Below are 23905 nucleotides of genomic sequence, written 5' to 3' on the forward strand. Positions count from 1 at the left end.
AAAAGAAAACAGGACTACCAGGCAAATTGATAATCTGAAAACTTCGCTGGTTTTTTATTGCTGTGTAATTGGTCTTTGAGCGGATCGCTAAAATCGAGCAGAATATTATTTTTAATATTGTGCAAACGGACATCTTCACGTTTACGTGGGTGTGCAACAGGTACTTCAACAATACGTTTAATCCGGCCCGGATGGGGTTGCATCACCACCACACGATCCCCTAAAAATACCGCTTCTTCAACGTCATGGGTCACAATCACCATGGTGATTTTTTCTGCCTGCCAAATCCGCTGTAATTCATCTTGCAGGTTTTGACGGGTTAAGGCATCCAGTGCACCAAAAGGCTCATCCAGAAATAAAATTTCCGGACGATTGACCAGACTGCGGGCAATCGCCACGCGCTGGTTCATGCCGCCTGAAAGCTGGGATGGATAGGCATTGGCAAAATTGGTCAGATTGACCAATTGCAAATGTTCATCAATCAGCTTGTCTTCTTCTGCCCGTGTCAGTTTACTTTGATGCAGTGCAATACGCACATTTTCACGCACGCTTAACCAGGGAAAAAGACGGTGGTCCTGAAACACGATCCCGCGTTGTAAACTGGTACCAAAAATCTTTTTGCCATCTACCTGGATCTGGCCATCATAGCTATTTTCCAGTCCAACCAATAGGCGTAACAGTGTGGATTTACCACAGCCACTGCTTCCGACAATACTAATAAATTCACCCGGCTGAATGTCTAAGTTAATATCGTCCAGCACAGTTAATGTTTCATCATTTTGCGTTGGATAGGTTTTCCTGAGCTGCTGAATAGATACATGGCCGGTTGCTTGCTGTGTCATCTCTCAATTCTCCTGTAAAGCTTGAGGTACTGGCGAATTAAAGCTTCGCCAGGGACACTTCCGTCGATTTGATCAACACCACCACTTCAGAACCGACTTTAAGATCCAAGTCTTTGACTGAACGGGTACTAATAATTGAAGTGAACAAACCTGCTTTGGTTTCTACATTTATTTCTGAAACAACGTCACCTTCTAATACTTCTTGAATTACGCCTTTAAATTGGTTACGTACGTTAACGGCTGTGATTGTCATTATAATTACTCTCTGTTTATGATTTCCTTAATATAAAATAATTTTTCCAGATTATTTATCTCGATTTAATATTTAGTTATGCACGCTTTATTTATCTATTTAACAGATATATTTATCAAAAAGCATTTATTCAGCAAAACAGATAATTAAATATGGTTTTATTATTTATTTTTCCATATTAAATATTTCATGATGATTTCAATTTTTATAATGAAGCAAATCTTATGTCTATATTAACGCATCCTAGCGTCAGTCAGACGGTTCGCTATGAACGTGCAAGAGCAACCGTCTTTGAAGATCCACTCTCCAAGGGCCTACTGGAGCGCATTGAACAGATTGCACCCAGCGATGCCAATGCCTTGATTATTGGTGAAACCGGTACTGGGAAAGAACTGGTTGCCAGACAAATTCATGCCTTAAGTCACCGTGCCAAAGGCCCTTTTATTGCCGTCAATTGCGGGGCTTTAACCGAATCCTTAGCAGAAAGTGAGTTATTCGGCCACGAAAAAGGGGCTTTTACTGGTGCAATCAATCAGCGCATTGGCTGGTTTGAAGCGGCACATAATGGCACCTTATTTTTAGATGAAATTGGTGATTTATCGCTCTCTATGCAGGTGAAATTACTGCGCATTTTACAGGAACGCGAGATTGTTCGGGTTGGTTCACTCAAGCCCATTCGGATTAACGTACGGATTATTGCAGCGACCAATGTTGACCTAGAAAAAGCCGTGCTGGAAGGCAAATTCCGTGAGGATTTATTTTACCGCCTCTATGTGGCTTTGTTGCGTATACCAAGGCTTGCAGAGCGCCGTGATGATATTTTACCCTTGGCAAAATTCTTTGTGGAACGCTACCAGACCAATCCGCATGCGACCCCTTTACGCATCTCGTCTTTAGCGCTGAAAAAATTACATCAGCACCGCTGGCCCGGCAATATTCGTGAACTGGAAAACACCATGCATCATGCAGTTTTAGTCAGTCAAAATGGCGTGATTGAAGCAGAGGATATTCGCTTTTCCAACCTGTTACATAGCCGCAGCAAAGGGCAAAATCCAGGTACACAGCAAAACGATCTGAATATCCCTGCACTACCGGAAATTTTGGCCCATACCGATGCGGAAAAATTATTGCAATCGACTTTTCAACATCTGTTTCAGGCCTCGCAGCAATTGCCGCAACTCAATATCAATGAACTGATTGAAGAACAGTTCATTCGCAGTGCCTATAGCTATTGTGAATACAATCAGGTGCATACCGCAAGGTTACTGGGCGTGACACGAAATGTGATTCGCACGCGTTTAATGAAATATGCATTATTATAGTAGGAGGAGTTTTTTAATATAAAAACCAACCCCAAAAACAGATATTAAGCATTCTATAATTCCAATTTAATTTACATTTTAAATTCATAAATTATATTAATTGTCACATTTTAACATCCATTATTATTTTTTATTTTATTGATCAAAAAAAGCAGTATTAAAACACTGCTTTTTTATACCTTCATATTATTCCGATGGATTACGTTTCCAGGCAGTAAAGTATTTTTCCAGTCCAATTAAAATATAGTTAAAGGATAAGCCCACTAGGGTAATCACTAAAATCCCGACAAACATTTGTGGAATTTCAAAACTAAATTGTGAATACATAATCAGATAGCCCAGACCTGCTTTGGCACCAAACATTTCAACTGCCACCAGCGCCAGGATCGAGATCGCTCCAGCTAAACGGATGCCGACAAAAATGGTCGGCACCGATGCCGGTAAAATCACTTTACGGAACAGTTGATAGGGTTTTAAACCCATGGTACGTGCAGATTTAATTAACAATGGATCAACTGTTTGCACACCGGTAATGGTATTTAAGAGAATTGGCCAGGTGCAGGCATAGACCAGCAAACTTATTTTAGAGGCTTCGCCAATGCCTAAAAATAAAATGAACAGCGGCATTAATGCCAGCGCTGTGGTATTACGAAACAGTTCCAGTAATGGATTGAGGGTTTCCGCGACCAGTTTGTACCAGCCGATCACCAAACCCAGTGGAATGGCAATGGCTAAGGCCAGAGCAAAACCAATGATTGAACGCTGAATACTGGCAAAGAAATGCGTACCCAATTGACCACTTTGATAAAGCTGCCAGGCCGTTTCCAACACGGTGGATAATGGCGGTAAAAATGCCGGACTGACCACACCTGTTCGAGGTAAGGTTTCCCAAAGCAGTAAAAATAATATGATGGCAATGCTGCGTTTAAAAATGGTGTTCAGCCAGCTTAGTTCCAGGCGTGGTTTTGACGGCTTAAAGGCTTCGCTATGCGGAATCGCCTGTTGAGTCGATGACATGATGAATAATCCTCAATTTGATTTATGCGTGAGCAAGCTGTTTATCTTTTTCGAGTGCTTGCGCCTTAATCACTTCTTCGCTTAAAAGCGACCAGATTTGATGACGAATTTTGCCGTATTCCGCCGTGGAGCGAATGTCCTCATCTTTGGCTTTCAGGCTGGCTGGAATGTCGATGATCTCCTTAATCCGTCCCGGTCTGGAGGTCATAATGGCCACGCGCTGGCTCAGGAAAATTGCTTCATCAATACTATGAGTAATGAAAACAATGGTTTTTTTCGAGCTTTGCCAGATTTTAATCAGTTCTTCTTGCAGGGTTTCACGGGTTTGCGCATCTAGTGCGGCAAAAGGTTCATCCATGAGTAAAATTTCAGGTTCATATGCGAGACTGCGTGCAATTGCGACACGCTGTTTCATGCCGCCTGAAAGTTCGTTCGGATAATGCTTTTCAAAGCCAGAAAGTCCCACCAACTGTAGATAATACTGCGCTTTCTCACGGCGGGTTTTCTTGTCGACACCCTTAGCCTCTAAACCAAATTCAATATTTTCTAAAGCGGTCAGCCAGGGATACAGCGCATATTGCTGAAACACAATGCCACGATCCAGACCCGGTTGGGTAATCTGTTTGCCACTGAGTAAAATCTGCCCCGAAGAAGGTTTGGTCAGGCCGGCAATCAGGTCAAGTAAAGTCGATTTACCGCAGCCGCTAGGACCCACGATGGAAACAAATTCACCTTGCTGAATATCTAAAGTGACATCTTCAACCGCCACGAATTCAGGTTTGTAATTTTTGCTATTAGGATGATTTTGTGCGGGAAAAACCTTACGCACATGATCTAAATTTAAAGCACTGGTCATGGTTATATTCCTTTTTTAATCTTAATTTTTTTGTGCTGCATAAGGATTAAATTCATTGCTGTACAACGTGCTGACATTGAGCTGATGCGGCTTTAATTTCTGCTCTTGTACCAAAGCCTTGACCCACGGCGCGAAGTCTTGGTCTTTTTGCACCCCACCCACTGCATGTACACCAGTTCCGGTATAAAATGGGATCAGGACTTTGGTTTCGTTGCGCTGACGTTTATCAATAATGCTTTCCATACGCACAACAATTTGTTCTTTTGGTGTGTTGTGTAGCCACTCTTGTGCACGTGCCACACCCTTGACAAAGGTTTTGGCCAGCTCCGGGTTTTGCTCAATAAAGTCGCGGCGCATTGAATAACTACCGGCAGTAAATGGTCCGTATAACTCAATATCTTTAAACACCGGACGCACCCCACCGCTCTTGAGTGCGCGTTTTTCCAAAATGCCCGAGAACACGGCAATATCAATTTGCCCATTGCGTAAGGCTTGCTCGGCACTGATTGGCGGCAAGACAATCAGCTCCACCTCACGGATTTCTTTTTCGGTTAAACCATGACGCAGTAAATAATCTTTCACGATAAATTCATAATGTGCGCCAAAGGCATTTACCGCGACTTTTTTACCAATAAAATCGCGTGCGCTACGAATCGGGCTATTTTCCAGTACATAGAAACCCACATTCATTTCCGCATCACTGCCATAAGAGGCAACAACCGGTACAACATCCAGACCTGCAGCAATCACTTTCACCACCGCCCCATTAAAGGCCGAGGCAAAATCGACATCGCCTGCAACCAGCGTGAGCAGGTCTTGCGGACCACCCTGTACCGTGCCGACATAATCCAGTTTAATTTTGCCCAGGTAACCCAAGTCTTGTGCCAGTTCAGGCAAGGACACCAGACCGGGATAACTTTGGTAACGCAAATTTGTTACTGCTGCGGCAGGATTTTTTTCCAGCTGTTGTGTACTACAGCCTGCAACGACACTTGCACCGATCACGGCAGCCAAGACCGCTTTTTGCCAAAATTTAGGAAGTATTTTCATTGTTATTTCTCCTAACTGCGCTGCTGCCAGCGCAGGACTTTTCGTTCTATGCGGACAAGGATGCTGTTTAAAATCACCCCGATAAAACCAATGCTCAGCATGCCTAAAATAATCAAGGACACATTAAACTGCTCACGACCACGAATGACCAGATTACCCAGTCCAACGCCATAATTTGCCAAAAGAAATTCTGAACCTACGGTTGCCAGCCAGGCAAAAATCAAGCCCAGTTGCAGACCGACAAAAATCTGTGGACTGGCTGCCGGTAAAATCAGCTTGCGGTAGGTATACAGTTTTGGAAATTGATAGACTCTTGCCACTTCACTGTATTTCGCACTGATGCTGCTCACGCCTTCAAGGCTATGCAGTGCCACGGGATAGAACACCGAAAGGCTGATAAATAAAATTTTCGCGCCGTTGCCATAACCCAAAAAGGTCGAGATCAATGGTAACCAGGCAAACAGTGAAACCTGACGCAATACGTTAAAACCGGGTGCAAATAACCAGTTGATCCAGCGTGTAGTCCCTAAAGCCACACCAAAGGCAACACCGAGTATTGCACCAATGGCATAGCCGACAAAATTACGACTTAAACTCGCCACAAAACCCTGCCAAAATTCGGCTTGGCTAAAGCTCTGAATTGCCCCGTTGAATACCGTCAAGGGGGATGGAATCAGTTTGGCATCCAGCCACTGTAAAGCGGACGCCACAGCCCAGAGTGCAATAAAGGCGAGGGGTAAAATCAAGGCTTGCAACACTTTAATGCTTTTTTCTACACCCGAATTTACACGGATGGCTGATTTTTCAAGACTGAGTTCTGACATGATTAACCCCCTACCCGTGTTGCATAAAAACGAGCAAGGCGTTCAAAGGCAGCCAAACCACTGTCCAGAACAAAACCGGTGATGCCAATTAAAATAATGCCCATGAAAATAATATCCATCTGCATCAGTTGACGTCCCCACACCATCAGGAAGCCAATGCCTTCACTGCTTGCCAGTAATTCCACAAACACCAAGGCCAACCAGGCCTGCATCACGCCTTGGCGTAGACCACTAATAATCGCAGGGAGGCTGGCAGGTAAAATCACTTTTGAAAAAGTCTGAAGTTTGGAAAATTGATAGACCTGTGCCACTTCCAGTAAACGGCTTGGCACATGTTGAATGCCTTTAAAGGTCGCAATCAGTACCGGTGAAACCACGGCTAATGAGATCGCAACGATCTTCAAGGCTTCATCAATGCCCAGGAAAATCATCAGCAGTGGAATCCAGCCAATAATCGGGAATTGCGTCAGTAAATGAATACTCGGCAAGACAAAACGCTGCGCACGCTGTGATAATGCAAACCAGATCCCCAAACTTAAGCCTACGCTCACCCCTAAAGCCACGCTCCAGAAAATACGTTTGGCACTGGTGGCAAAGTGGAATTGCAAATCGCCAGACTGCCAAAGTTCAACGCTGGTACTCCACACCAATTGTGGCGCGGGCAAAATTTGCTCTGGCAACCACTGCTGCACGGTTGCCACATGCCATACCGCCAAAAACAACACCGGTAGCAGCAGACCACAAGCCAATTGCAAGGTTACTTTCAGGTATTTCTTAAAAAATTCAAATGCACTACGGTAACTTTGCCACTGTACCGAATGTGTGCTTACATTCGTAAGGCTCATGATTCTTGTCCTTCTGCTGGTTGTTGTGAATCATCAGGCTTTAAAAAAGAGATAAATGCCTGATCACGAGAGATCAATAAAATCAGTCCGATAAAGGCCAGACCAATCGGGAAAAACAGGTTTTGCAAGCCTACACTGGCACCCAATGCAGCCCCTAAAAAGCCGCCAAACAAGCCACCGGCTGGGCCAACCAGCGCCACAATCGGCGAAATTTTTGCCATTGCGGTTTGTTCGCCCACCCTGGCAAATGCCATAAAGTTGGCAATGTGCAGCATGCCCAAACCGAGACCCAGCATCAGCGATGCCGGCCACATCCAGAATGTAATCGGCGTGATGGCCAAAATCAGTAAGGCACTGCCCATTAAGCTCAGTCCGATCCAGTAAAATTTCGGGTAGCCAATCAGTTCGGCCCAACCGCCCAGGGTAAATAAGGAACCGACAAAAACCAGGCCTTGGGTCGTCAACAACATGACTGCCGCCGATTCAGCCATAGAGAAGCTTTGAATGGCGATAACGACAATAAAAAAGCCAAAATAGTTATTCGCCAGACTGCTTAAAAACTCTAAAGCGCAGACCATACGTAAGGCAGCATGGGTTTTCAGTAATGCCAGTGGGGCAACCACATCTCGCCATTGAAAGTGAGGCGCATTGGTGGCAGTCTGAGGCACTTGCTGAAAGCAAAACGGGGCAAAAAATAGCGTGGCAAGAAACATCAAGGCAACACAGTAAAAACTGCTGCTATAACCAAACTGCTGAATCAGCAAGACGGTTAAAGCCGGGGCGATCAGGAAAAATCCCATCATGTGTGAACCTCGGAACCAGCCTGCTTTGGCTGGCCCAAGACGCTTTAAATTACTCAGGAAAACGGTATTAATCGAGACAAAGCGCATCGGTAAAATAAAGCTCACCAAGGCAGTCAATGCCAGTAAATACCAGGCACTCTCCTGCAGTGGGGTGAGAGCATATAAAACTGCCCCCATGACACTGCCAAGACTAAAAACTTTCAGTGAACCGAGACGTTGCACCATGACCCCAATGGGCAGCGCCATCAGCAGAATACCTGCACTTTGCGCTGCTGCAATCAGTCCCAACTGAAGCTCTGTTGCTTCGAGCTGCACGGCGTACAATGAGATCAAAATACGGGCAACACCGACGCCCAAACCGGCAATAATGGTCAAAAGTACAAAACTGCCCATGAATTTTGCACTCAGGGGGCTAAGGACAACATTGCTTTCAATCGGATTCATAACCAGGTTCCTGAATTATTTCGGCTGACCATTGGCATTAAATGCACGCCAATAGTTCTGTAAATTCAGTTCTTTCAAGGCATTGTTTAAATACTTAGGCTCATACCAGGTTTTGGTATCGACATCGCGGCGGATGAGTTTTGCATCTTTGGCAATTTTTAATGCGCTGTCAATTTGTGCACGATGAAACTCGTCCAGTAATGGCGAAGTACGGTCTTTCAGGTTCCAGCCATCCCAGGTTTTTTTGTAATCGACCAGTGGAATACCGCTTTGTGACCACAGCTTATATTGGCTGACACGGTTGGCTTCTTCAGAGCTCCATTTCGCCTGTTTGATCAGCGTGGTGACTACACGTTGCGTCACTTCTGGATACTGTTTTTCAAAACTTTCAGTTACCCAAAAATGTGCCAGTGGGGCAACTTTCGGATCTTTAATTTCAATTAAGTTCTTTGCGACTCCACGTGAAACCAGACTAAAGGGTGAAGTAATCGCGGCATCAATATCTCCGGTGGCCAGTGCTGTACGTGCGGAGTAGCCATCTTGTGAAATCACGCGTAAGTCACGCTCAGTAAAGCCATATTTAGCCAGAACACGGTTAAAAACGATCTGTTGGTTTGTCCCTTTAAAGATTGAAAACTTCTTGCCCTTTAAGTCTGCAAATGACTTGGCATTTGAACCTGCTGGAACAACCACATAGGTTGGGCCAAAGCGGCCAGTTGAAAATAGCACCTTGGTTTTAAGGCCCGTTGAACGACCCACCAATGACGGCAAGTCCCCATGTAAAGCAAAATCGACTTTACCGTTGGCTAAGGCTTCATTGGTGGCAGGTCCTGCACCCGGAAAGAATAACCATTTCACTGCAATGCCATCTTTCTTAAATTCCTGTTCCAACACACCACGTAAATGCGCTGAAGCAACAAAGCTCCCGCCTGTTTTTGGCTTACCGCCTTCACCGGCACCCGACATAGAAATGCGGATTTCTTTCGGGTTGGCGGCATGGATGTGTAAACTTAAACCGAATGCGGAGAGGGCTAGAAATGTTGCCGCAATTTTTTTAGAAAAAAGTTTCATTAAATCTGTTCCTTAACAATCAAAATTAAAAGGTGTACTGGAATTGCGCCTGCAATTCGTTGGTGTCTTTTTGTGTGGCAGTCTCAATGTCATAGATGTAATGATTGAGCTGTAACTGGAATTTGGTGGTCTGGGCAAAAAACAGGTTTAAGCCAAGTGAATGAATGTCATATTCACCTATACGGCCACTTGCACTATCGAGATAATCTTTCTGATTTTTATTCGGGTTATAGCTGTCGTAACGGTAGTAACCCTGAACCGATTTCGGCCAGAAATCATCAAACTTGGCATTGGATTTAATGCTGTTATAGAACTGGTCACCCAAGGTATAGAATGCAGTGACGGTATGACCTTCTGCTTTGGCTTCTTTTATGGCAGGTACAGTCGTATCGATGTAATCGGTTTTGCCTTGCAGATACTCATAAGTCACGCCAAAGGGTGCGTGGTTGTAATACAGGTCAAAACCCAGACGATCTCGTTTGGCTTTGTTGTCGCTAATGCCTGAACCGGATAACTTTGCTTCGCCTTTAATATAGGAAGCACCGAATTTCAGCTCGCGAAGCCAGCTGGCATAATCCACAGGTAAGGTAAATGCCACGCGACCGATATAATCTTTGCTATTGTTGTCATCGGTCTTGTTACTGCCATTACCGTTGGTCACCCCAAGCGCGTATTCAAACAACGGTGCACGATAGTTCGCGCCATAGTCCACGAATGGCTTGACATCGCCACGCACAATCAAGCCATTTTGACGGGTAAACAACCCCAAATACGTCGGTGCAGTTGCAGTGCTGATGGTGGGGCGTAAATCTTCCGGAGATTGCACATCCAAGCCGAATGGCAAGAGTTGTTGACCCAAAGTCAGGTTCAGCCTGGGAACTTCTGCACCGCCATTGGTGGAAAATACGTGATAGCGCAGGTAGGCATCCAGCAAGTTAAAGTTACTGTTGTTGCTGCCATCATTACGTTTTGAATAACCAAAAGAAGCCTGGTAATCGAGGTTTTTTCCTTCGTTATAATCTTTAAATAAGTTACCGCGCACGCCCAGCAATGCCGTACCCACATCAAAGCTCGATTTAGGCGTATTGGGTGCAGTGTTATTGTCCTGCACATTGGCACGCAGTTGCACCGTACCGAATAAAGTTGTATCGCGGGTCGACTTCACGGTTTGACGTTCGTACTGACGAGACTGGTCATATTTATAGTTTTCAATATCGGCACGCAAACCTTCAATATCGTCGGATGTTGCGGGGGTCGCTTCAGCCGTTACGGTCTCTTCACCAGTTGCGCTGTCTTGATCCGTCGGCACTTCGCTGTTATCTGCATTCACAGTGGTTGGAACAACTGCTTTTTTTGTGGATGTCGAACTTTGCACTTCCACTGCATTTAAACGCTGTTGTAAAACTTCAATCTGCTTTTTGAGTCCCTCCAATTGCTTGTTGAGAGTGGCATCCTGGGCAAAGCTAAAACTCGATGTCGTCGTCAGAATAAATCCAATCGCAACAGTTAAACTCGTCTTTCTCATTGTTACATTCACTTCATCTATTGTTTTAAATACAAAATTTCCCCTACCCCATGCCAAAGGCATGAGGTTGTTTCAATTTTCCGAGTAGTTAGGTTTAAGCGGCCTGATTGTTTTTCAGTTTGTGTTCAACTTGCGTGCCCTTGAAGAAGTCCGGATTATTGGCGGTATAGAATTGGTATGGGTTGGTAAACACCAGGGCCTTAAAGTCTTCTGCCGTAATCGCACCCTCTTGGACCAAGTCCCAAGTTTCTGCCAAAGGCTCAGTTAATTCCGGCACATCCCAATGGCCAGAATCTGAGGAATACAGGGCATTAATTTTCTGACCAAATGGATTGCCCTTTGGATTCAATGCACCCACGATCGTGCGGTCATCCGCTTCATTGCCAAAGTAGAAGTTCGGTACCCAACGATCCCAGATGTCTTGTTTGTTTTGTATTTTGGCCAAGGCAAAATCATTTATTTCAGCTGGATTTTGCGTCTGGAAACGTGAAGTTGAAGCCACACCAAATAAACTCTCGATAATCTCGGCTTCATTCAGTTCACGACCTTGATATAAGGTATGCCCATACTGACGATACAGCTCTAGCGCCAATTCCCGATTTAGTCGTTCCGGGTTGTACTGTTGCACATGTTCATTACCGCGTTTTTCAAAACGGTCAACCAGATGGGTCAAGACGTTTTGCCCCCAGGCAGCGCCCGCTTCTAACAAGGCAATACGAAGCTGTGGAATACGTTCAGTGACACCGCCAAAAAACAAGGCTTTGGCCAATGCTTCAGAGGCATCGGCAAAGTGGTTAATGTGGTTGAACATATAATTGCTTGGTGAATTACGTGCCACCCAGCTTTGACTGCCCGAGTGCGTCGACAGGTTAATCCCCAAATCCACACTCTTTTGCCAGAACGGGTCGTAGTCATATTCACTGTCAATGCCGAAGAAATCTAACCAGTAAGCATAACGACGCAGGTCTGTATCTTCAGGATAACGATCTGCCACGGCTTTAATTGGACGACGGACGACTCCCGGAATGAGTGCAGCTTTTAATCCCAACTTTTGTGCAAACTCCAGTTCCTCAATCCCTTCTTGTGGCGTATTCAGCGGAATCGCAGCCACTGGCGTCAGACGGTCGGCATAAGGCTTATAGATGTCGGCATGGAAATGGTTAATCGCACGAGTTAAGGACAAACGCAGGTCATCATTAGATGAATTAATTGGAAATAAAGACAGGTTTGGATAGAGCACAGCATAGTCCGTACCGAGTTCTTCTAGACGCTCATACAATAAGCCCGGTAAGGCAACCGTTGCCAAGTCATAGGTATTTTCTGAAGGGAGTGCCCAAAATGGCGGACGGAATAGACGACGGTTTTTACGTTCTTCTGGGCTGGCGTTGTACCACTCTGCAGCTAATGCGTTTAAACCATTACTTTTTAAATGGCTACGAAATACATCGACCACACGTGAACCACCATACTGCGCAATATAGTCTTCAAGTGCAGGACTGTAGGCATTGGTATGGATATCCGTATCAATCACCGGATAATCAAGCTGAGAACGCACTTGAGCAGCACGCGATTGTTTTGCCTTTAAATCTTTTAAAACTGTCATGAGGATTCCCTAATTTCTTATCATTACACCTCCCTGTTATTACAACAAGCGTGCCAACATTTTAAGTTATTGTTTTATAAATATTTATTAAAATTATCCCAACCAAATATGTTGGTTTTAACGCGATATGTGTGTTGATAATTCAACACTTGCTTATTTAAATTCAGCTGGTTTTTTTATTTTTATTTCTTATTTTTAGATATAAAGTTATTTCTGAGTCTCTCCTATCACTTCAATTGATGGGTTAAAACTTAACAAAAATTTTTTTGGATATTCGAAAACTTGAATTTTAAGACATAAAAAAACCCGCCAATCGCGGGTTTTTTAAAGCGTGTTGTTTTAAGCAGATTTTTTGCCTTTATTGCTAAATTTGGTAGCAAATGCTGTAACACGCTGATAACCGGTTGGCAAAATGCGCTGGATTAAATCCAGGGTTTTGGCATCGTTGCCAATCAGTAGACGGCGCTTGTCTTTTTGTACCGCTTCCAAAATTTGGCGGGCAGCTTCTTCAGGTGGGCAACGTAATAATTTATTGAATGACCTGGCCGATTTTTCCGGATGCATGCCTAAGCTTCGAATACTGTCATTCATTTTTGCCGCATTGGCAATATTGGTACGAATACCGCCCGGATGTACACAGAGTGCACTCACGCCACAGTTTTCCAGGTCCAGTTCCTGCCGCAAGGATTCAGTAAAACCGCGCACCGCAAACTTGGTCGCGTTATAGGCAGACTGGGTCGGCTGTGCGGTTAGACCAAACAGGCTGGAAATATTGATAATATGACCTTCACCCGATTGTTTGATTAAAGGCAGGAACTCTTTGGTGCCATACACCACGCCCCAGAAATTAATATTCACAATCCATTCCAGTTCTTCGTAACTCGCCCCTTCCACTGTTGAACCCAATGCCACACCGGCATTGTTAAAAATCATGTTGACTGAACCATGATCCTGAACAGTTTCAGCAGCCCAGGCGCGCACTTCTTCCAGTTTGGCCACATTGACTTTTTTTATTGTCACACGGACATGACTGTCTTTGACCAGTTCAACTGTTTTCGCCAAACCCTGTTCATTGACATCACTTAAAGACAAATGGCAGCCTTGCTTGGCCAAAAGTACGGCCAATTGCTGCCCAATACCCGACCCTGCACCAGTAATGGCTGCGACTTTATTTTTAAAATTTTTCATGAGCTATCCTTATTCAGCTTGCTGAATCATCCATCTAAACATCTCGATTGTTTTTCTGTCTGGAAGATTGCAGTTCATCCATTTAATATAATTTTGACAATAACCATTGTCAATATAATATATCGTCTATTCCTCCCTGTACTGGAAAAGCTGCAGCTTTGTTTTAAACATAGGTCTAAAGATAAATTATTGTTAATATAAGGCAAAATCTCGATTTCATTCGGCACACGACATTTATGACTGATCAGCACAAAAATCTCGAAGAAAATCAAAATAAACCGGCAAAAATCAAAGAACGTCAATTTAAAGGCATGTCTTTAACCGAACGTAAACAGGCACGTCGTGAAAAACTGATTGAAGCCGGGATTGAGGCTTATGGCACGCATGGTTTTTTTGCGGTAACTGTGAAAGATATTTGTAATGAAGCCAAATTAACCGAACGCTATTTCTATGAATCCTTTAAGAAAAGTGATGAACTCTTTCAGACCATCTTCTTAAAGCTGATTGATCAGTTGCAGCACAATGTCACACAGGCGATTATGCAGGCCTCGACCGATCCACGAAAAATGATCGAAGCCGGTTTAACTGCCCTACTCACCACCTTGAAAGACAATCCGGGTATGGCGCGGATTATTTATATTGATGCCATGCTGGTTCAGGAACTGCATAACCAGGCCACCATCCATGAAACCATGTCGCGTTTTGACCGTATGATTCATGCCTTTGTAATGCTGATGATGCCGAACATCAACCGCTCTGAACGTGAAATTTCGATGATTTCGACCGGTTTAAATGGCTATGTCACGCAAATCGCCATCCGCTGGGTGGTCAGTGGTTTCAAGCTCTCCATAGAGGAGGTACTGTCTTCTTGCAGTATCGTTTTTTTATCGCTGCTTGATACTTTTTCGAAAAAAGAAAAAATATGATTCCAGCACAGCCCTTGCCACCAAACTGTCAAAAAAATACTCAACACCTTGAATTTAATATATTTATCTAACTGATTTATTTTAAATTCTTGATTGTATCTTATCAAAAATGTGACAATTTTTTGCGAAATTCAGCCGGACTACCTATTCTGCAATGATACTGTCATAATTAATCTTTGTAATAAGCCTGTCATAAATATAAAACGGTCCACCGTTTACGTGAAATAGGGTATTGCGCTGTGAAAGATGACTATATATTAATCGTCGATGATGAGCTTCCGATCCGGGAGATGATCCATACCTCGCTGGATATGGCGGGCTTCCAATGCCTACAGGCTGAAGATGCCAAACAGGCCCATCAAATGATTGTGGACCAACGTCCTGTGCTTATTTTACTCGATTGGATGTTACCGGGTGGCGTCAGCGGTGTAGATCTGTGCCGCCGTCTGAAACGTGATGAAACCTTGTCAGAAATTCCCGTGATCATGCTCACAGCCCGCGCTGAAGAAGACCATAAGGTACAAGGTCTGGATGCCGGTGCAGATGACTACATGACCAAACCATTTTCTACTCGTGAACTGGTTTCCCGCATTAAAGCCGTGTTACGCCGTGCCAATGCCCTCAGCGGTGAAAAAACCATTGATGCCAATGGTCTGGTGCTGGATCCGGTGAGTCAGCGGGTCAGTCATGGTCAGAATATTTTAGAGATGGGACCTACAGAATACCGTTTATTGGCCTTTTTCATGACGCATCCGGAACGCGCCTATACCCGTGCTCAATTGCTGGACCAGGTCTGGGGTGGTAACGTATATATTGAAGACCGTACCATTGATGTACATATCCGTCGCTTGCGTAAAGTACTGGAACCGTTTGGCGCAGACCGTTATGTACAAACGGTTCGTGGTACAGGTTACCGTTTTTCTACCCGCGCAGATGTCGCTTTAGGTTAGTCGTCGTTTAGGTCAACTGAATTATATGTATGAACCCTACCCCGTCCCGGAACTTGCACGAGAACATAAACATTTTCGTTACAGCAGTCTATGGACTTTTGCCAAGCAAGATTTACGTCAGCTCACCTTTTTATTGCTGATTGCGGGTTTAATCGGTTTAGGGATTGGGTATTTCTGGATTTTTATTCTCATCGCCTTTGCAGTATTTTTTGCCTTGCAATTGCGTTCGCTGTATCTAGTCAATGAATGGATTTCCAACCGTCCTTATGATGTTCCGCCCAGTTTAAATGGCATCTGGGGAGCCTTGCTGTTTAATGTGTACCGTTCCCAGCGTCAGGAGCGTATTGTCCAGGCAGAAATGGTCGGCCTGATTGATCGGGCACAATCTTCACTGGTGGCGCTAGCTGAAGCGGTGGTGCTGATTGATGAACTGCACCAAATTGAATGGTGGAATCCGGCTGCAGAAAAATTACTCGGTATTCAGCCGCTGGATCGCGGTCGCAATATTTTAACCATTCTGCGCCAGCCCAGTTTTATTGAATATTTTAACCATATTGACGAGGCACCCGATGGCCTGAAAATGAAATCTTCCGCCTTTGAAGACCATTATGTACAAGTCAAAATGACCCGCTTTGGTGGGGAAAGCCGCCTCTTGGTCGCTTATGACGTGACCCGCATGCATAATCTGGAACAAATGCGCACAGATTTTGTCGACAATATTTCCCATGAATTACGTACGCCGCTTACGGTCCTTAGCGGTTATATTGAAACCTTTACCGATCAGGAAGATTTAAATCCGCGCTGGAAACGTGCCTTCGACCAGATGCAGGCGCAAACCAAACGCATGAATGCCCTGGTGAATGATTTATTGCTATTGTCGCGTTTGGAAAATGACAAAAAAATCGCTAAAAACCAGATTATTGAAATGCCAAGTCTGATGAACCAGCTGTTTGATGATGCGCAGGCCTATAATGTCGACTATCACCATGCGCTCAACCTCGACATTGACAGCCATTGTGACCTGATCGGTTCCGAGACTGAGCTATCCAGTGCCTTTAGCAACCTGATTACCAATGCCATTAAGTACACTCCTAAAGGCGGAACCATCACTATAGGATGGCATGATGATGGCGAACACGGCATCTTTACTGTGCAAGATACCGGGATCGGGATTGACCCCAAACACTTGCCACGTTTAACCGAGCGTTTTTATCGTGTTGATAGCGCGCGTAGCCGTCAAACCGGTGGCACCGGCTTAGGTCTGGCGATTGTCAAACATGTGTTAATGCAACACGGCGCCCATCTGGAAATTGAATCCAAAGAGAACGAAGGCTCCACCTTTAAAGTCATTTTCCCTAAAGAGCGCCTTTACAAACCCAACTAAATATCCCCGTTCTACCCTGATTTAAAGCAGTCCACCTGTCTATATTAAATCAGGTTTTGTTCTTTAAACCTGGCTCTCTGAAAGGCAGGTCGTTCCTCAAGACGTTTCAGATACTTGGTTATATGTGGATATGAACCGGATGTTCTGGATTGAATGGCATCGAGTGGAAACCACATCTGAATATCGGCAAAAGAAAATGTTCCGGCAAAATATTCATGCTTGGATAAGTAATCTTCCAGATAAGCAATATGCTCTTTTAAACGCGGATGAATAAATCCCGCCTTCACGCCCGCAGTAATTTTGTGTGCGACTGGTTTAATCAGCCAAGGCACACGTTTCGGGACATTGTTCATCACCAGTTGCATCAGCAATAACGGCATTAATGAACCTTCGGCATAGTGCATCCAGTAACGGTATTGTTGCTGATCTTTTTTGGCCTTCGGTTTAAATTTCTGCGCTGTATCATAGCTTTCCTGCAGATGTTGCAAAATCACTGCCGATTCAACAATGGTTTGTTCCTCATCAGTCAAGATCGGTGCTTTAGCTAAAGGATGAACCAATTTTAATTCAGGCGGTGCAGCCAAAGTAGGTAAACGTTTATAAAACTTCACCTGATAATCTTGAGCCAGTTCTTCCAAAGCCCATAAAACTCTAAAAGAACGAGACTGATCTAAATGGTGCAATGTAATCATTATTTTTTGACCTCTATTTTTATATTTTGATCATGACCGAGCGGCTTGAAAAATGACATTTTGCTTTGCACACAATGTCATGGCTATCGGGTCATATATTTAAAGCAGAACCGTGTTAATTTCCAGACTGCGTAACAGTGTCTTGGTGACTGGCGTTTTACTGCTGATGTCTAAAATTTTTTGTTTTAGTTCATCCGATAATGGCTGTGCAAAGGACAAGCGACGCTCCATCCATTCTTTGCCTTCCTTATTGGCATTAAAATCGGCTTCTACGGAAAATTGACCGAGCTCTATGCCTTTATGACTGGCATACATGCGCAAGGTAATCATGGTGCAAGAAATCAGGCCTGAACAAATCAAATCATAAGGTGCAGGACCCAGATCCTGCCCGCCAAAAAATTCGGGTTTGTCGGTAATAAACTGGTGTTTTCCGCTTTTCACTTCGCCTGACCAGGGTTCAGCCAGGCTCTGTACTTCTGCATTTGCAATAATTGCCATATTCAAAAATCCTAAATTTTATTGTTATTTTGAGGCACGCATTTTATCGGGAAATGCGGGTGCTTCCAGGCGGGGTCCCGGATAGTCAGGAATCGTACCAAAACGGTCATCCTGATTTATCCAGTGGTCACGGGCTTGGCAAAGCTCTTCCTGAGTCCGCCCGACAAAGTTCCACCACAGTAATATCGGTGACTCAAAAGGTTCACCACCCAACAGCAGTACACGACTGCCTTTATGCAACCGGATTTCGATTTCAGTCATGCCAGGCTCCAGCACGACCATATTGTCTTCAGTCAGTTCATGACCATTGACTTCAGCAGCACCCCCAAGTGTCATAAAACCATATTCAAATTTTGGATTCAGTTGAATTCGGGTAGTCGTGGATTCCTGTGCAGTTAAATCTACACCCAGCAACTCGCTATGGACTGCAACCGGCGACCGGGTTTGTAAGAACTCCCCCACCAATACGGTAAATTCAACCTGATCTCTTTCCACCACTGGCAATTCGGGATAATGATCGAAACGCGGCGCCATATTGATCTTGTCATCCGGCAAAGCAATCCAGAGCTGGGCAGCATGCATATGGGTTTCACTTTCCGGTGCCACTTCAGTATGCGATATCCCATAACCTGCAGTCATTAAATTGACCTGTTTGGGGCGAATCAGCTGCTTTGTGCCCAGACTGTCGGTATGCATCATGGTGCCTTCAATCATCCAGGTAAAAGTCTGCAAACCGATATGTGGATGCGGTCCGACATCTAGTCCATCACCTTGAGGGAAAACTACCGGACCGGCATGATCCAGAAAGCACCAGGCCCCAATTAAACGCTTATGCCGACTGGGCAAGGCGCGCTTAATCACGGTGCCCTGTCCAATTTCTGCACTACGCAAAGGGAATTCCTGAATAAACTGATTTATGTATTTTTCACAATCGTCCGAATTGGAAAGCTCTGTATAGCTGCTATTGGTCATATGACTATCCTGAATTTCATGAACTCGACTGTTGTTGTAAGTTTTAAGCTATTGTCATAAATCATATAGATTCTTCGTCATTCAGCCTATAGCTAAGTTAATACGCTGAATACCAAGTATAGGACAATATTATTTTTGAAATTTTCTTCATAAAACAAGGCTTAAACGCGATAAGTTATTGGCTATTTGCACCCTATTCATATGAATTTTATAGGAAAAAAATTTTTTGTCACAATTATAACGACGACTTACCGAGTCTTCTGTATACAGATATTTTTCCTCAGCTTACTATTTCCTTCTGACCAATCTTGCTATAGAAGAGGATAATCATGTCCCAAGGACAGCAGGAAAATTATCATTACCCCGACAATCAAGAACATAATCATATTGGGGACAATGAAAATACATATTCAAATGTCGGATCTGCAATTTTACCCAAGCAGCTGTGTACACTCGACAATAAAAAACAGATAAAACAACAATTAGAACATCCTAGAACCTGTATTCCGGAGCAATTTCAACAATACTATCTGGACTATCAAAATAAGCACCAACGCCAATTTTTAAAATGTGTCAATTTTATTGGTCAACTGACTTTTTTAAGCTATTTCTTTGTCGATTGGATTTTATTACCCGAGATTGGCATGCTTTCCGGTATTGCAAGGCTCAGTCTTGTGGTCTTGGCCATATTGGTCAACTGGCTGGCTTTCCGCTACTGCAAGAATATTAAAATTCTGGATAGCCTGCTACCGGCTTCTGTTGCAGCTGCAGCAGCAATATGGCTTGAACTACTGTATTTATCACATAGTCCCGTTGTGAATACGTATCTCTACGCCAGCATCATTTTTATTTTATTGGGCAATTTATGCATACAAGTATCTTTTCGTAATTCCATTTTTAGTTCCCTGCTGATTAGTGCGGTGATTTTTAATGGCGTATTCAGGTTAGTCAGCGTCCAGGAACTGATTTTATTTTCACTCATTTACGCGCCGGTTTTATTGCTCAGCATGTATATCAGCTGGAATAACACATTAAATTCAAAACGTAATTTTTTGCGGGTGTTACTCAATGACTGGAACTATTACACCTTAACTGAAATGGCGCATACGGATGAACTGACCCAGCTGTATAACCGCCGACAATTTTTACAATTGGCCGAACAGAGCATACAGCAATGGCCCAAATATAATTTGACCTGCTTGTTGATGTTTGATATCGACTTTTTTAAGAATATTAATGATACCTATGGTCATGATGTGGGAGATGAAGTGCTGAAGGTACTAGCTGATATTACTCGCCGGGAAATGCGTCATAGCGATGTACTGGCCCGTTTTGGGGGGGAAGAATTTATTGCTTTGCTACCCGATACCACACTGGAAGATGCGATGAACATTGCCAACCGCTTATGTCAAAAAATTGAAAGCCATCAAATTTGTGTTAAAGATAAGTGCTTCTTTAATTTCAGTGTGTCGATTGGAGTATCTCAACTGCAGCCGAATCAAAGTGATTTAAACCTGCTGATTAAAAATGCCGATATTGCACTCTACCAAGCCAAGAAAAATGGACGCAATCAGGTGGCGATTTATACCCATGAATAATTAAAAATTATCCTCATCGAAACGATTTTGGGCGATTTTATAAATATGAAAACTTCACTCGACTTGCACACTCAAGCCGAATTTAGTGGCTCAAAATATTTATGCCTATTCTCCAAAGATTAATTTTTTTAAATATAAAAAAAGAGCGCCTAAGCGCTCTTTTTTTATTTGAATAATTCTAGGTTCCTAAACTGCCGTGCGCATCTTGCACAAAATTCAAAGCAATGCTTTTAATTTTGCTCATGGCGTAATTTAGGCAGGAAGCAATGCTTCCTGAAACCCTGAGAGGTGAAATAACAAAGCACTGCTTTGTCACCTCGCAAGACTTTCAGCTATGCTGAAAGTTACTCCCATTCAATCGTTGCTGGTGGCTTAGATGACACGTCATAAACCACACGTGAAACATCTTTGATTTCGTTCATGATACGAGTCGAAATCTTGTCTACCAATTCATATGGAAGATGCGCAAAACGTGCTGTCATAAAGTCAACAGTTTCAACGGCACGAAGTGCAATCACCCATGCATAACGACGGCCATCACCTACCACACCTACAGATTTAACCGGTTGGAATACAGCGAAGGCTTGCGCAGTTTTGTCATACCAACCGCTGGCACGAAGTTCTTGCATGAAAATGTCATCAGCCAAACGAAGAATATCGGCATATTCTTTTTTCACTTCACCCAAAATACGCACGCCCAAACCTGGACCCGGGAATGGATGACGATAAAGCATTTCGTGTGGCAAACCTAAAGTGGTACCTAAACGACGTACTTCATCTTTAAACAAGTCACGAATTGGCTCAACCAATTCAAAGGCTAAATCTTCCGGTAAACCACCCACGTTGTGGTGTGATTTAATTACGTGTGCCTTACCATTTTTGGTTGCAGCAGATTCAATCACGTCTGGGTAAATCGTACCTTGAGCAAGGAAGTTTACGCCATCAAGCTTACGTGCTTCTTCAGCAAAGACTTCAATGAATTCACGACCAATGATTTTACGTTTTTTCTCAGGATCAACTTCACCTGCAAGCGCAGACAAGAAACGATCTTCAGCATCGGCACGAATCACGCGGATACCCATGTTTTTGGCAAACATGTCCATCACTTGCTCGCCTTCATTCAAACGAAGTAAACCGTTGTCTACAAATACGCAAGTCAATTGATCGCCAATCGCTTTATGTAGCAAAGCTGCCACTACAGATGAATCTACGCCACCTGAAAGACCAAGCAATACTTTTTGATCGCCAATTTGTTCACGTAACTGTTCAACACGCAAGTCGATAATATTTTCAGAGTTCCAAAGATTACGACATCCACAAATGCTGTGGACAAAGTTAGATAATAACTCGGCACCTTTAGCAGTGTGGGTCACTTCTGGATGGAACTGTACACCGTAGAAACGACGTTTTTCATCGCTTACAGCTGCAAATGGACAGCTTGGTGTACTTGCAGTCACTTGGAAACCTTCAGGAATTGCACTGACTTTATCACCATGGCTCATCCAAACATTGAGTTTGTTTTCGCCATCGTTTAAATCACCAAGAAGCTGGTCACGGACTAAAACATCAACCGCAGCATAACCAAATTCATGCACGGTACCTGGCTCTACTTTACCGCCAAGCTGTTCAGACATGGTTTGCAAGCCGTAGCAAATACCCAGTACAGGTACGCCCAAGTTGAATACAACTTCAGGTGCGCGTGGACTACCTTCTTCATGAACACTTTCCGGACCACCCGACAAGATGATACCGTTTGGTTTAAATGCGCGAATGTCTTCTTCAGACATGTCATAGGCATACATTTCAGAATATACACCAGCTTCACGTACACGACGTGCAATAAGCTGACTGTATTGAGAACCGAAATCCAGGATCAGGATGCGGTCTTCAGTGATTTGAGTATTGGTAGTCATGACAAACAACTATGCAAGGCAAACGAAATAAGCGCTGCATTCTATCATTTTTCGGCGCATTAAGCACACTATTCGCACAAGGCTTTCAATTCGTTGATTGCATTATATTTCTGGCACCACAAGGCATCCATCCGGATGCCTTGTTTATGTTGCCATTTTTCTATTTTAACGATTTGAATATCCTTCAATTTCATCATGATGGATATCAACCTGCTTCATCTGTCTAGACCTTGTCGTATGCTCTCTAGGACTTTGGTTATTAAGTCAAATCTTGCAGCTTAATTCTGATGATACCAAAGCCATTTATCCTTTGGATTTACCAGTTTTTCTATTTTAACGACATCGATGTTGCTGGATTGATCACTTTGAGTATCCACTTCACCCATCACCTTCACCTGATCACCAGCCTTTAAGCCCATCGGTTTCCAAAAATCATCATCTACATCAATGTCAATTGAACCGGAACCATCTTTCAGTTCGAAATGATCGCCCCGTATTCGTTTGACAATGACTCCGGACAAGGTCACTGCAGTTTCATCTGCCAGTTGTTTTGCTTCTGCAATTGTTACCGCGTTTTGGGCAGCTTCATTCACGATCATCTGATCACTTTTACCCGCCCAGGATGCTGTAGAAAACATTGAACCAGAGACAAAAATTACCCATAACATTTTTTTCATGAATGACTCCACTATGGTAGCTTCATCAATCTTTATTGAAACAAAATACGGGCAATTTGTACGCAGCTTTTATGTAGTGTGCACAGGTTTTATGTAATTACAAAAAAACTTGTACTGACTAAAATCAGCCTTCTATTTTCCTCAATTCTGGTGAGGGTCTCTCTAGCATGTCATCCACACTGAATTTTCCTGCACCGTGCAGCATCAGGAACAATAGTCCACCAGTCATGGCAATATTTTTCATCAGGTGAATGGCATCATCTGGAGTTCCAGTACCGTGGAAAATAAAGCCGCAAATAAAGGTAAAAATAGCCAGTCCCAAGGCAGCCAAGCGGGCCTGGAAACCAAAGAACAAGGCCAGACCACCACCAGCGACGACCAGGATACTCAAAGGCAGCAGGCTGCCCGGTACACCTTTAGATTCCATATAGCCGGCCGTTGCAGCATAAGCATTGATTTTCATCCAGCCAGACATCAGAAAAATATAAGCCATCAATACACGTGCAACCAGAGCAATAAAAGCATCGGTCTGCGGACCTTGCAGCAGATTTTTTATAGAAGTATTCGGATTAAACATGAGGTCACCTTTTGATTTTTTGTTTTAATGACCTTTTCATCCTAAGCCTGTTTTAATCAGGATCAATAAATAATT

The 23905-nt window shown here is 43.7% G+C and carries 24 protein-coding genes and 1 pseudogene; 5 read left to right on the top strand and 20 right to left on the bottom strand.

Translation table 11 applies throughout. From position 1 onward, the window contains the following. Positions 1-14: 14 nt before the first annotated feature. Both ACE01R_RS08305 and ACE01R_RS08310 read right to left on the bottom strand, forming a co-directional pair. The gene (locus tag ACE01R_RS08305) at positions 15-842 is read right to left on the bottom strand and encodes an ABC transporter ATP-binding protein (RefSeq protein ID WP_395550344.1); all 828 of its coding nucleotides are present in this window, start codon (positions 840-842) and stop codon (positions 15-17) included. A 37-nt stretch (positions 843-879) separates the two neighbouring features. After that, a complete protein-coding gene (locus tag ACE01R_RS08310) occupies positions 880-1095 on the bottom strand; it encodes a molybdopterin-binding protein (protein ID WP_086193917.1) in 216 nt (71 codons plus the stop codon). 224 nt (positions 1096-1319) lie between these two features. On the opposite strand from ACE01R_RS08310, the gene ACE01R_RS08315 reads away from it, so the two are divergent. Further along, entirely contained in the window at positions 1320-2417 is a 1098-nt protein-coding gene (locus ACE01R_RS08315; RefSeq protein ID WP_395550345.1) for a sigma-54 interaction domain-containing protein, read from the top strand. 186 nt (positions 2418-2603) lie between these two features. Here the strand turns inward: ACE01R_RS08315 and ACE01R_RS08320 are convergent, their stop codons facing one another. The 10 genes from ACE01R_RS08320 to ACE01R_RS08365 all read right to left on the bottom strand — a co-directional run bounded on the left by ACE01R_RS08320 (position 2604) and on the right by ACE01R_RS08365 (position 13643). Continuing rightward, a complete protein-coding gene (locus ACE01R_RS08320) occupies positions 2604-3434 on the bottom strand; it encodes an ABC transporter permease (RefSeq protein ID WP_395550346.1) in 831 nt (276 codons plus the stop codon). 22 nt (positions 3435-3456) lie between these two features. After that, positions 3457-4290, bottom strand: coding sequence for an ABC transporter ATP-binding protein (locus tag ACE01R_RS08325; RefSeq protein WP_395550347.1), 834 nt, complete (start codon positions 4288-4290; stop codon positions 3457-3459). Positions 4291-4311: 21 nt separating this feature from the next. After that, a complete protein-coding gene (locus ACE01R_RS08330; protein WP_395550348.1) occupies positions 4312-5340 on the bottom strand; it encodes an ABC transporter substrate-binding protein in 1029 nt (342 codons plus the stop codon). Between the two features lie 11 nt (positions 5341-5351). Then, on the bottom strand, positions 5352-6164 hold the full coding sequence (locus ACE01R_RS08335) for an ABC transporter permease (protein WP_395550349.1): 813 nt from the start codon (positions 6162-6164) through the stop codon (positions 5352-5354). Positions 6165-6166: 2 nt separating this feature from the next. Continuing rightward, entirely contained in the window at positions 6167-7012 is an 846-nt protein-coding gene (locus ACE01R_RS08340; protein ID WP_395550515.1) for an ABC transporter permease, read from the bottom strand. Beyond that, on the bottom strand, positions 7006-8256 hold the full coding sequence (locus ACE01R_RS08345) for an MFS transporter (protein ID WP_395550350.1): 1251 nt from the start codon (positions 8254-8256) through the stop codon (positions 7006-7008). Before ACE01R_RS08345 ends, ACE01R_RS08340 begins: the two co-directional genes overlap by 7 nt. A 15-nt stretch (positions 8257-8271) precedes the next feature. Beyond that, positions 8272-9327, bottom strand: a complete 1056-nt coding sequence (locus tag ACE01R_RS08350) for an ABC transporter substrate-binding protein (RefSeq protein ID WP_395550351.1) — start codon at positions 9325-9327, stop codon at positions 8272-8274. A 25-nt stretch (positions 9328-9352) separates the two neighbouring features. Beyond that, positions 9353-10852: a DUF3138 domain-containing protein gene (locus tag ACE01R_RS08355; protein ID WP_395550352.1), complete on the bottom strand. Its 1500-nt coding sequence runs from the start codon at positions 10850-10852 to the stop codon at positions 9353-9355. 94 nt (positions 10853-10946) lie between these two features. Next, on the bottom strand, positions 10947-12455 hold the full coding sequence (locus tag ACE01R_RS08360) for an amidohydrolase family protein (protein ID WP_395550353.1): 1509 nt from the start codon (positions 12453-12455) through the stop codon (positions 10947-10949). Positions 12456-12794: 339 nt separating this feature from the next. Beyond that, a complete protein-coding gene (locus ACE01R_RS08365; RefSeq protein WP_395550354.1) occupies positions 12795-13643 on the bottom strand; it encodes an SDR family NAD(P)-dependent oxidoreductase in 849 nt (282 codons plus the stop codon). A 236-nt stretch (positions 13644-13879) separates the two neighbouring features. Between ACE01R_RS08365 and ACE01R_RS08370 the strand changes: the two genes are divergently transcribed. From ACE01R_RS08370 to phoR, 3 genes are all read left to right on the top strand, one after another. Then, positions 13880-14569: a TetR/AcrR family transcriptional regulator gene (locus ACE01R_RS08370; protein ID WP_395550355.1), complete on the top strand. Its 690-nt coding sequence runs from the start codon at positions 13880-13882 to the stop codon at positions 14567-14569. 239 nt (positions 14570-14808) lie between these two features. Next, a complete protein-coding gene (gene phoB, locus ACE01R_RS08375) occupies positions 14809-15519 on the top strand; it encodes a phosphate regulon transcriptional regulator PhoB (protein WP_395550356.1) in 711 nt (236 codons plus the stop codon). Positions 15520-15544: 25 nt separating this feature from the next. Continuing rightward, positions 15545-16903: a phosphate regulon sensor histidine kinase PhoR gene (phoR, locus tag ACE01R_RS08380; RefSeq protein WP_395550357.1), complete on the top strand. Its 1359-nt coding sequence runs from the start codon at positions 15545-15547 to the stop codon at positions 16901-16903. A gap of 44 nt (positions 16904-16947) precedes the next feature. Here the strand turns inward: phoR and ACE01R_RS08385 are convergent, their stop codons facing one another. The 3 genes from ACE01R_RS08385 to ACE01R_RS08395 form a co-directional block, all read right to left on the bottom strand. Continuing rightward, positions 16948-17595 carry a glutathione S-transferase gene (locus ACE01R_RS08385; RefSeq protein WP_395550358.1) on the bottom strand — a complete coding sequence of 216 codons (648 nt, stop codon included), beginning with the start codon at positions 17593-17595 and terminating at the stop codon, positions 16948-16950. Positions 17596-17694: 99 nt separating this feature from the next. Further along, the gene (locus ACE01R_RS08390; RefSeq protein ID WP_395550360.1) at positions 17695-18093 is read right to left on the bottom strand and encodes an OsmC family protein; all 399 of its coding nucleotides are present in this window, start codon (positions 18091-18093) and stop codon (positions 17695-17697) included. A 24-nt stretch (positions 18094-18117) separates the two neighbouring features. After that, positions 18118-19065 (bottom strand): pirin family protein, encoded by a 948-nt coding sequence (locus ACE01R_RS08395; protein WP_395550362.1) that lies wholly within the window; start codon positions 19063-19065, stop codon positions 18118-18120. 329 nt (positions 19066-19394) lie between these two features. On the opposite strand from ACE01R_RS08395, the gene ACE01R_RS08400 reads away from it, so the two are divergent. Continuing rightward, positions 19395-20663 (top strand): GGDEF domain-containing protein, encoded by a 1269-nt coding sequence (locus ACE01R_RS08400; protein WP_395550363.1) that lies wholly within the window; start codon positions 19395-19397, stop codon positions 20661-20663. Here ACE01R_RS08400 and ACE01R_RS08405 read toward each other — a convergent pair. From ACE01R_RS08405 to ACE01R_RS08425, 5 genes and pseudogenes are all read right to left on the bottom strand, one after another. Further along, positions 20664-20747, bottom strand: a pseudogene (locus ACE01R_RS08405) (restriction endonuclease); the annotation flags it as partial. Between the two features lie 260 nt (positions 20748-21007). Further along, positions 21008-22576, bottom strand: a complete 1569-nt coding sequence (gene guaA / locus ACE01R_RS08410; protein WP_395550364.1) for a glutamine-hydrolyzing GMP synthase — start codon at positions 22574-22576, stop codon at positions 21008-21010. A gap of 68 nt (positions 22577-22644) precedes the next feature. Further along, positions 22645-22773, bottom strand: coding sequence for a hypothetical protein (locus ACE01R_RS08415; RefSeq protein WP_395550365.1), 129 nt, complete (start codon positions 22771-22773; stop codon positions 22645-22647). A gap of 81 nt (positions 22774-22854) precedes the next feature. Further along, complete coding sequence (locus ACE01R_RS08420) at positions 22855-23253, bottom strand: NirD/YgiW/YdeI family stress tolerance protein (protein WP_395550366.1); 399 nt, start codon at positions 23251-23253, stop codon at positions 22855-22857. Positions 23254-23377: 124 nt separating this feature from the next. Then, the gene (locus tag ACE01R_RS08425) at positions 23378-23830 is read right to left on the bottom strand and encodes a DoxX family protein (RefSeq protein ID WP_395550367.1); all 453 of its coding nucleotides are present in this window, start codon (positions 23828-23830) and stop codon (positions 23378-23380) included. Positions 23831-23905: the final 75 nt, after the last annotated feature.

This window comes from Acinetobacter sp. BSP-28 (genome assembly GCF_044130285.1).
Taxonomy (GTDB): Bacteria; Pseudomonadota; Gammaproteobacteria; order Pseudomonadales; family Moraxellaceae; genus Acinetobacter.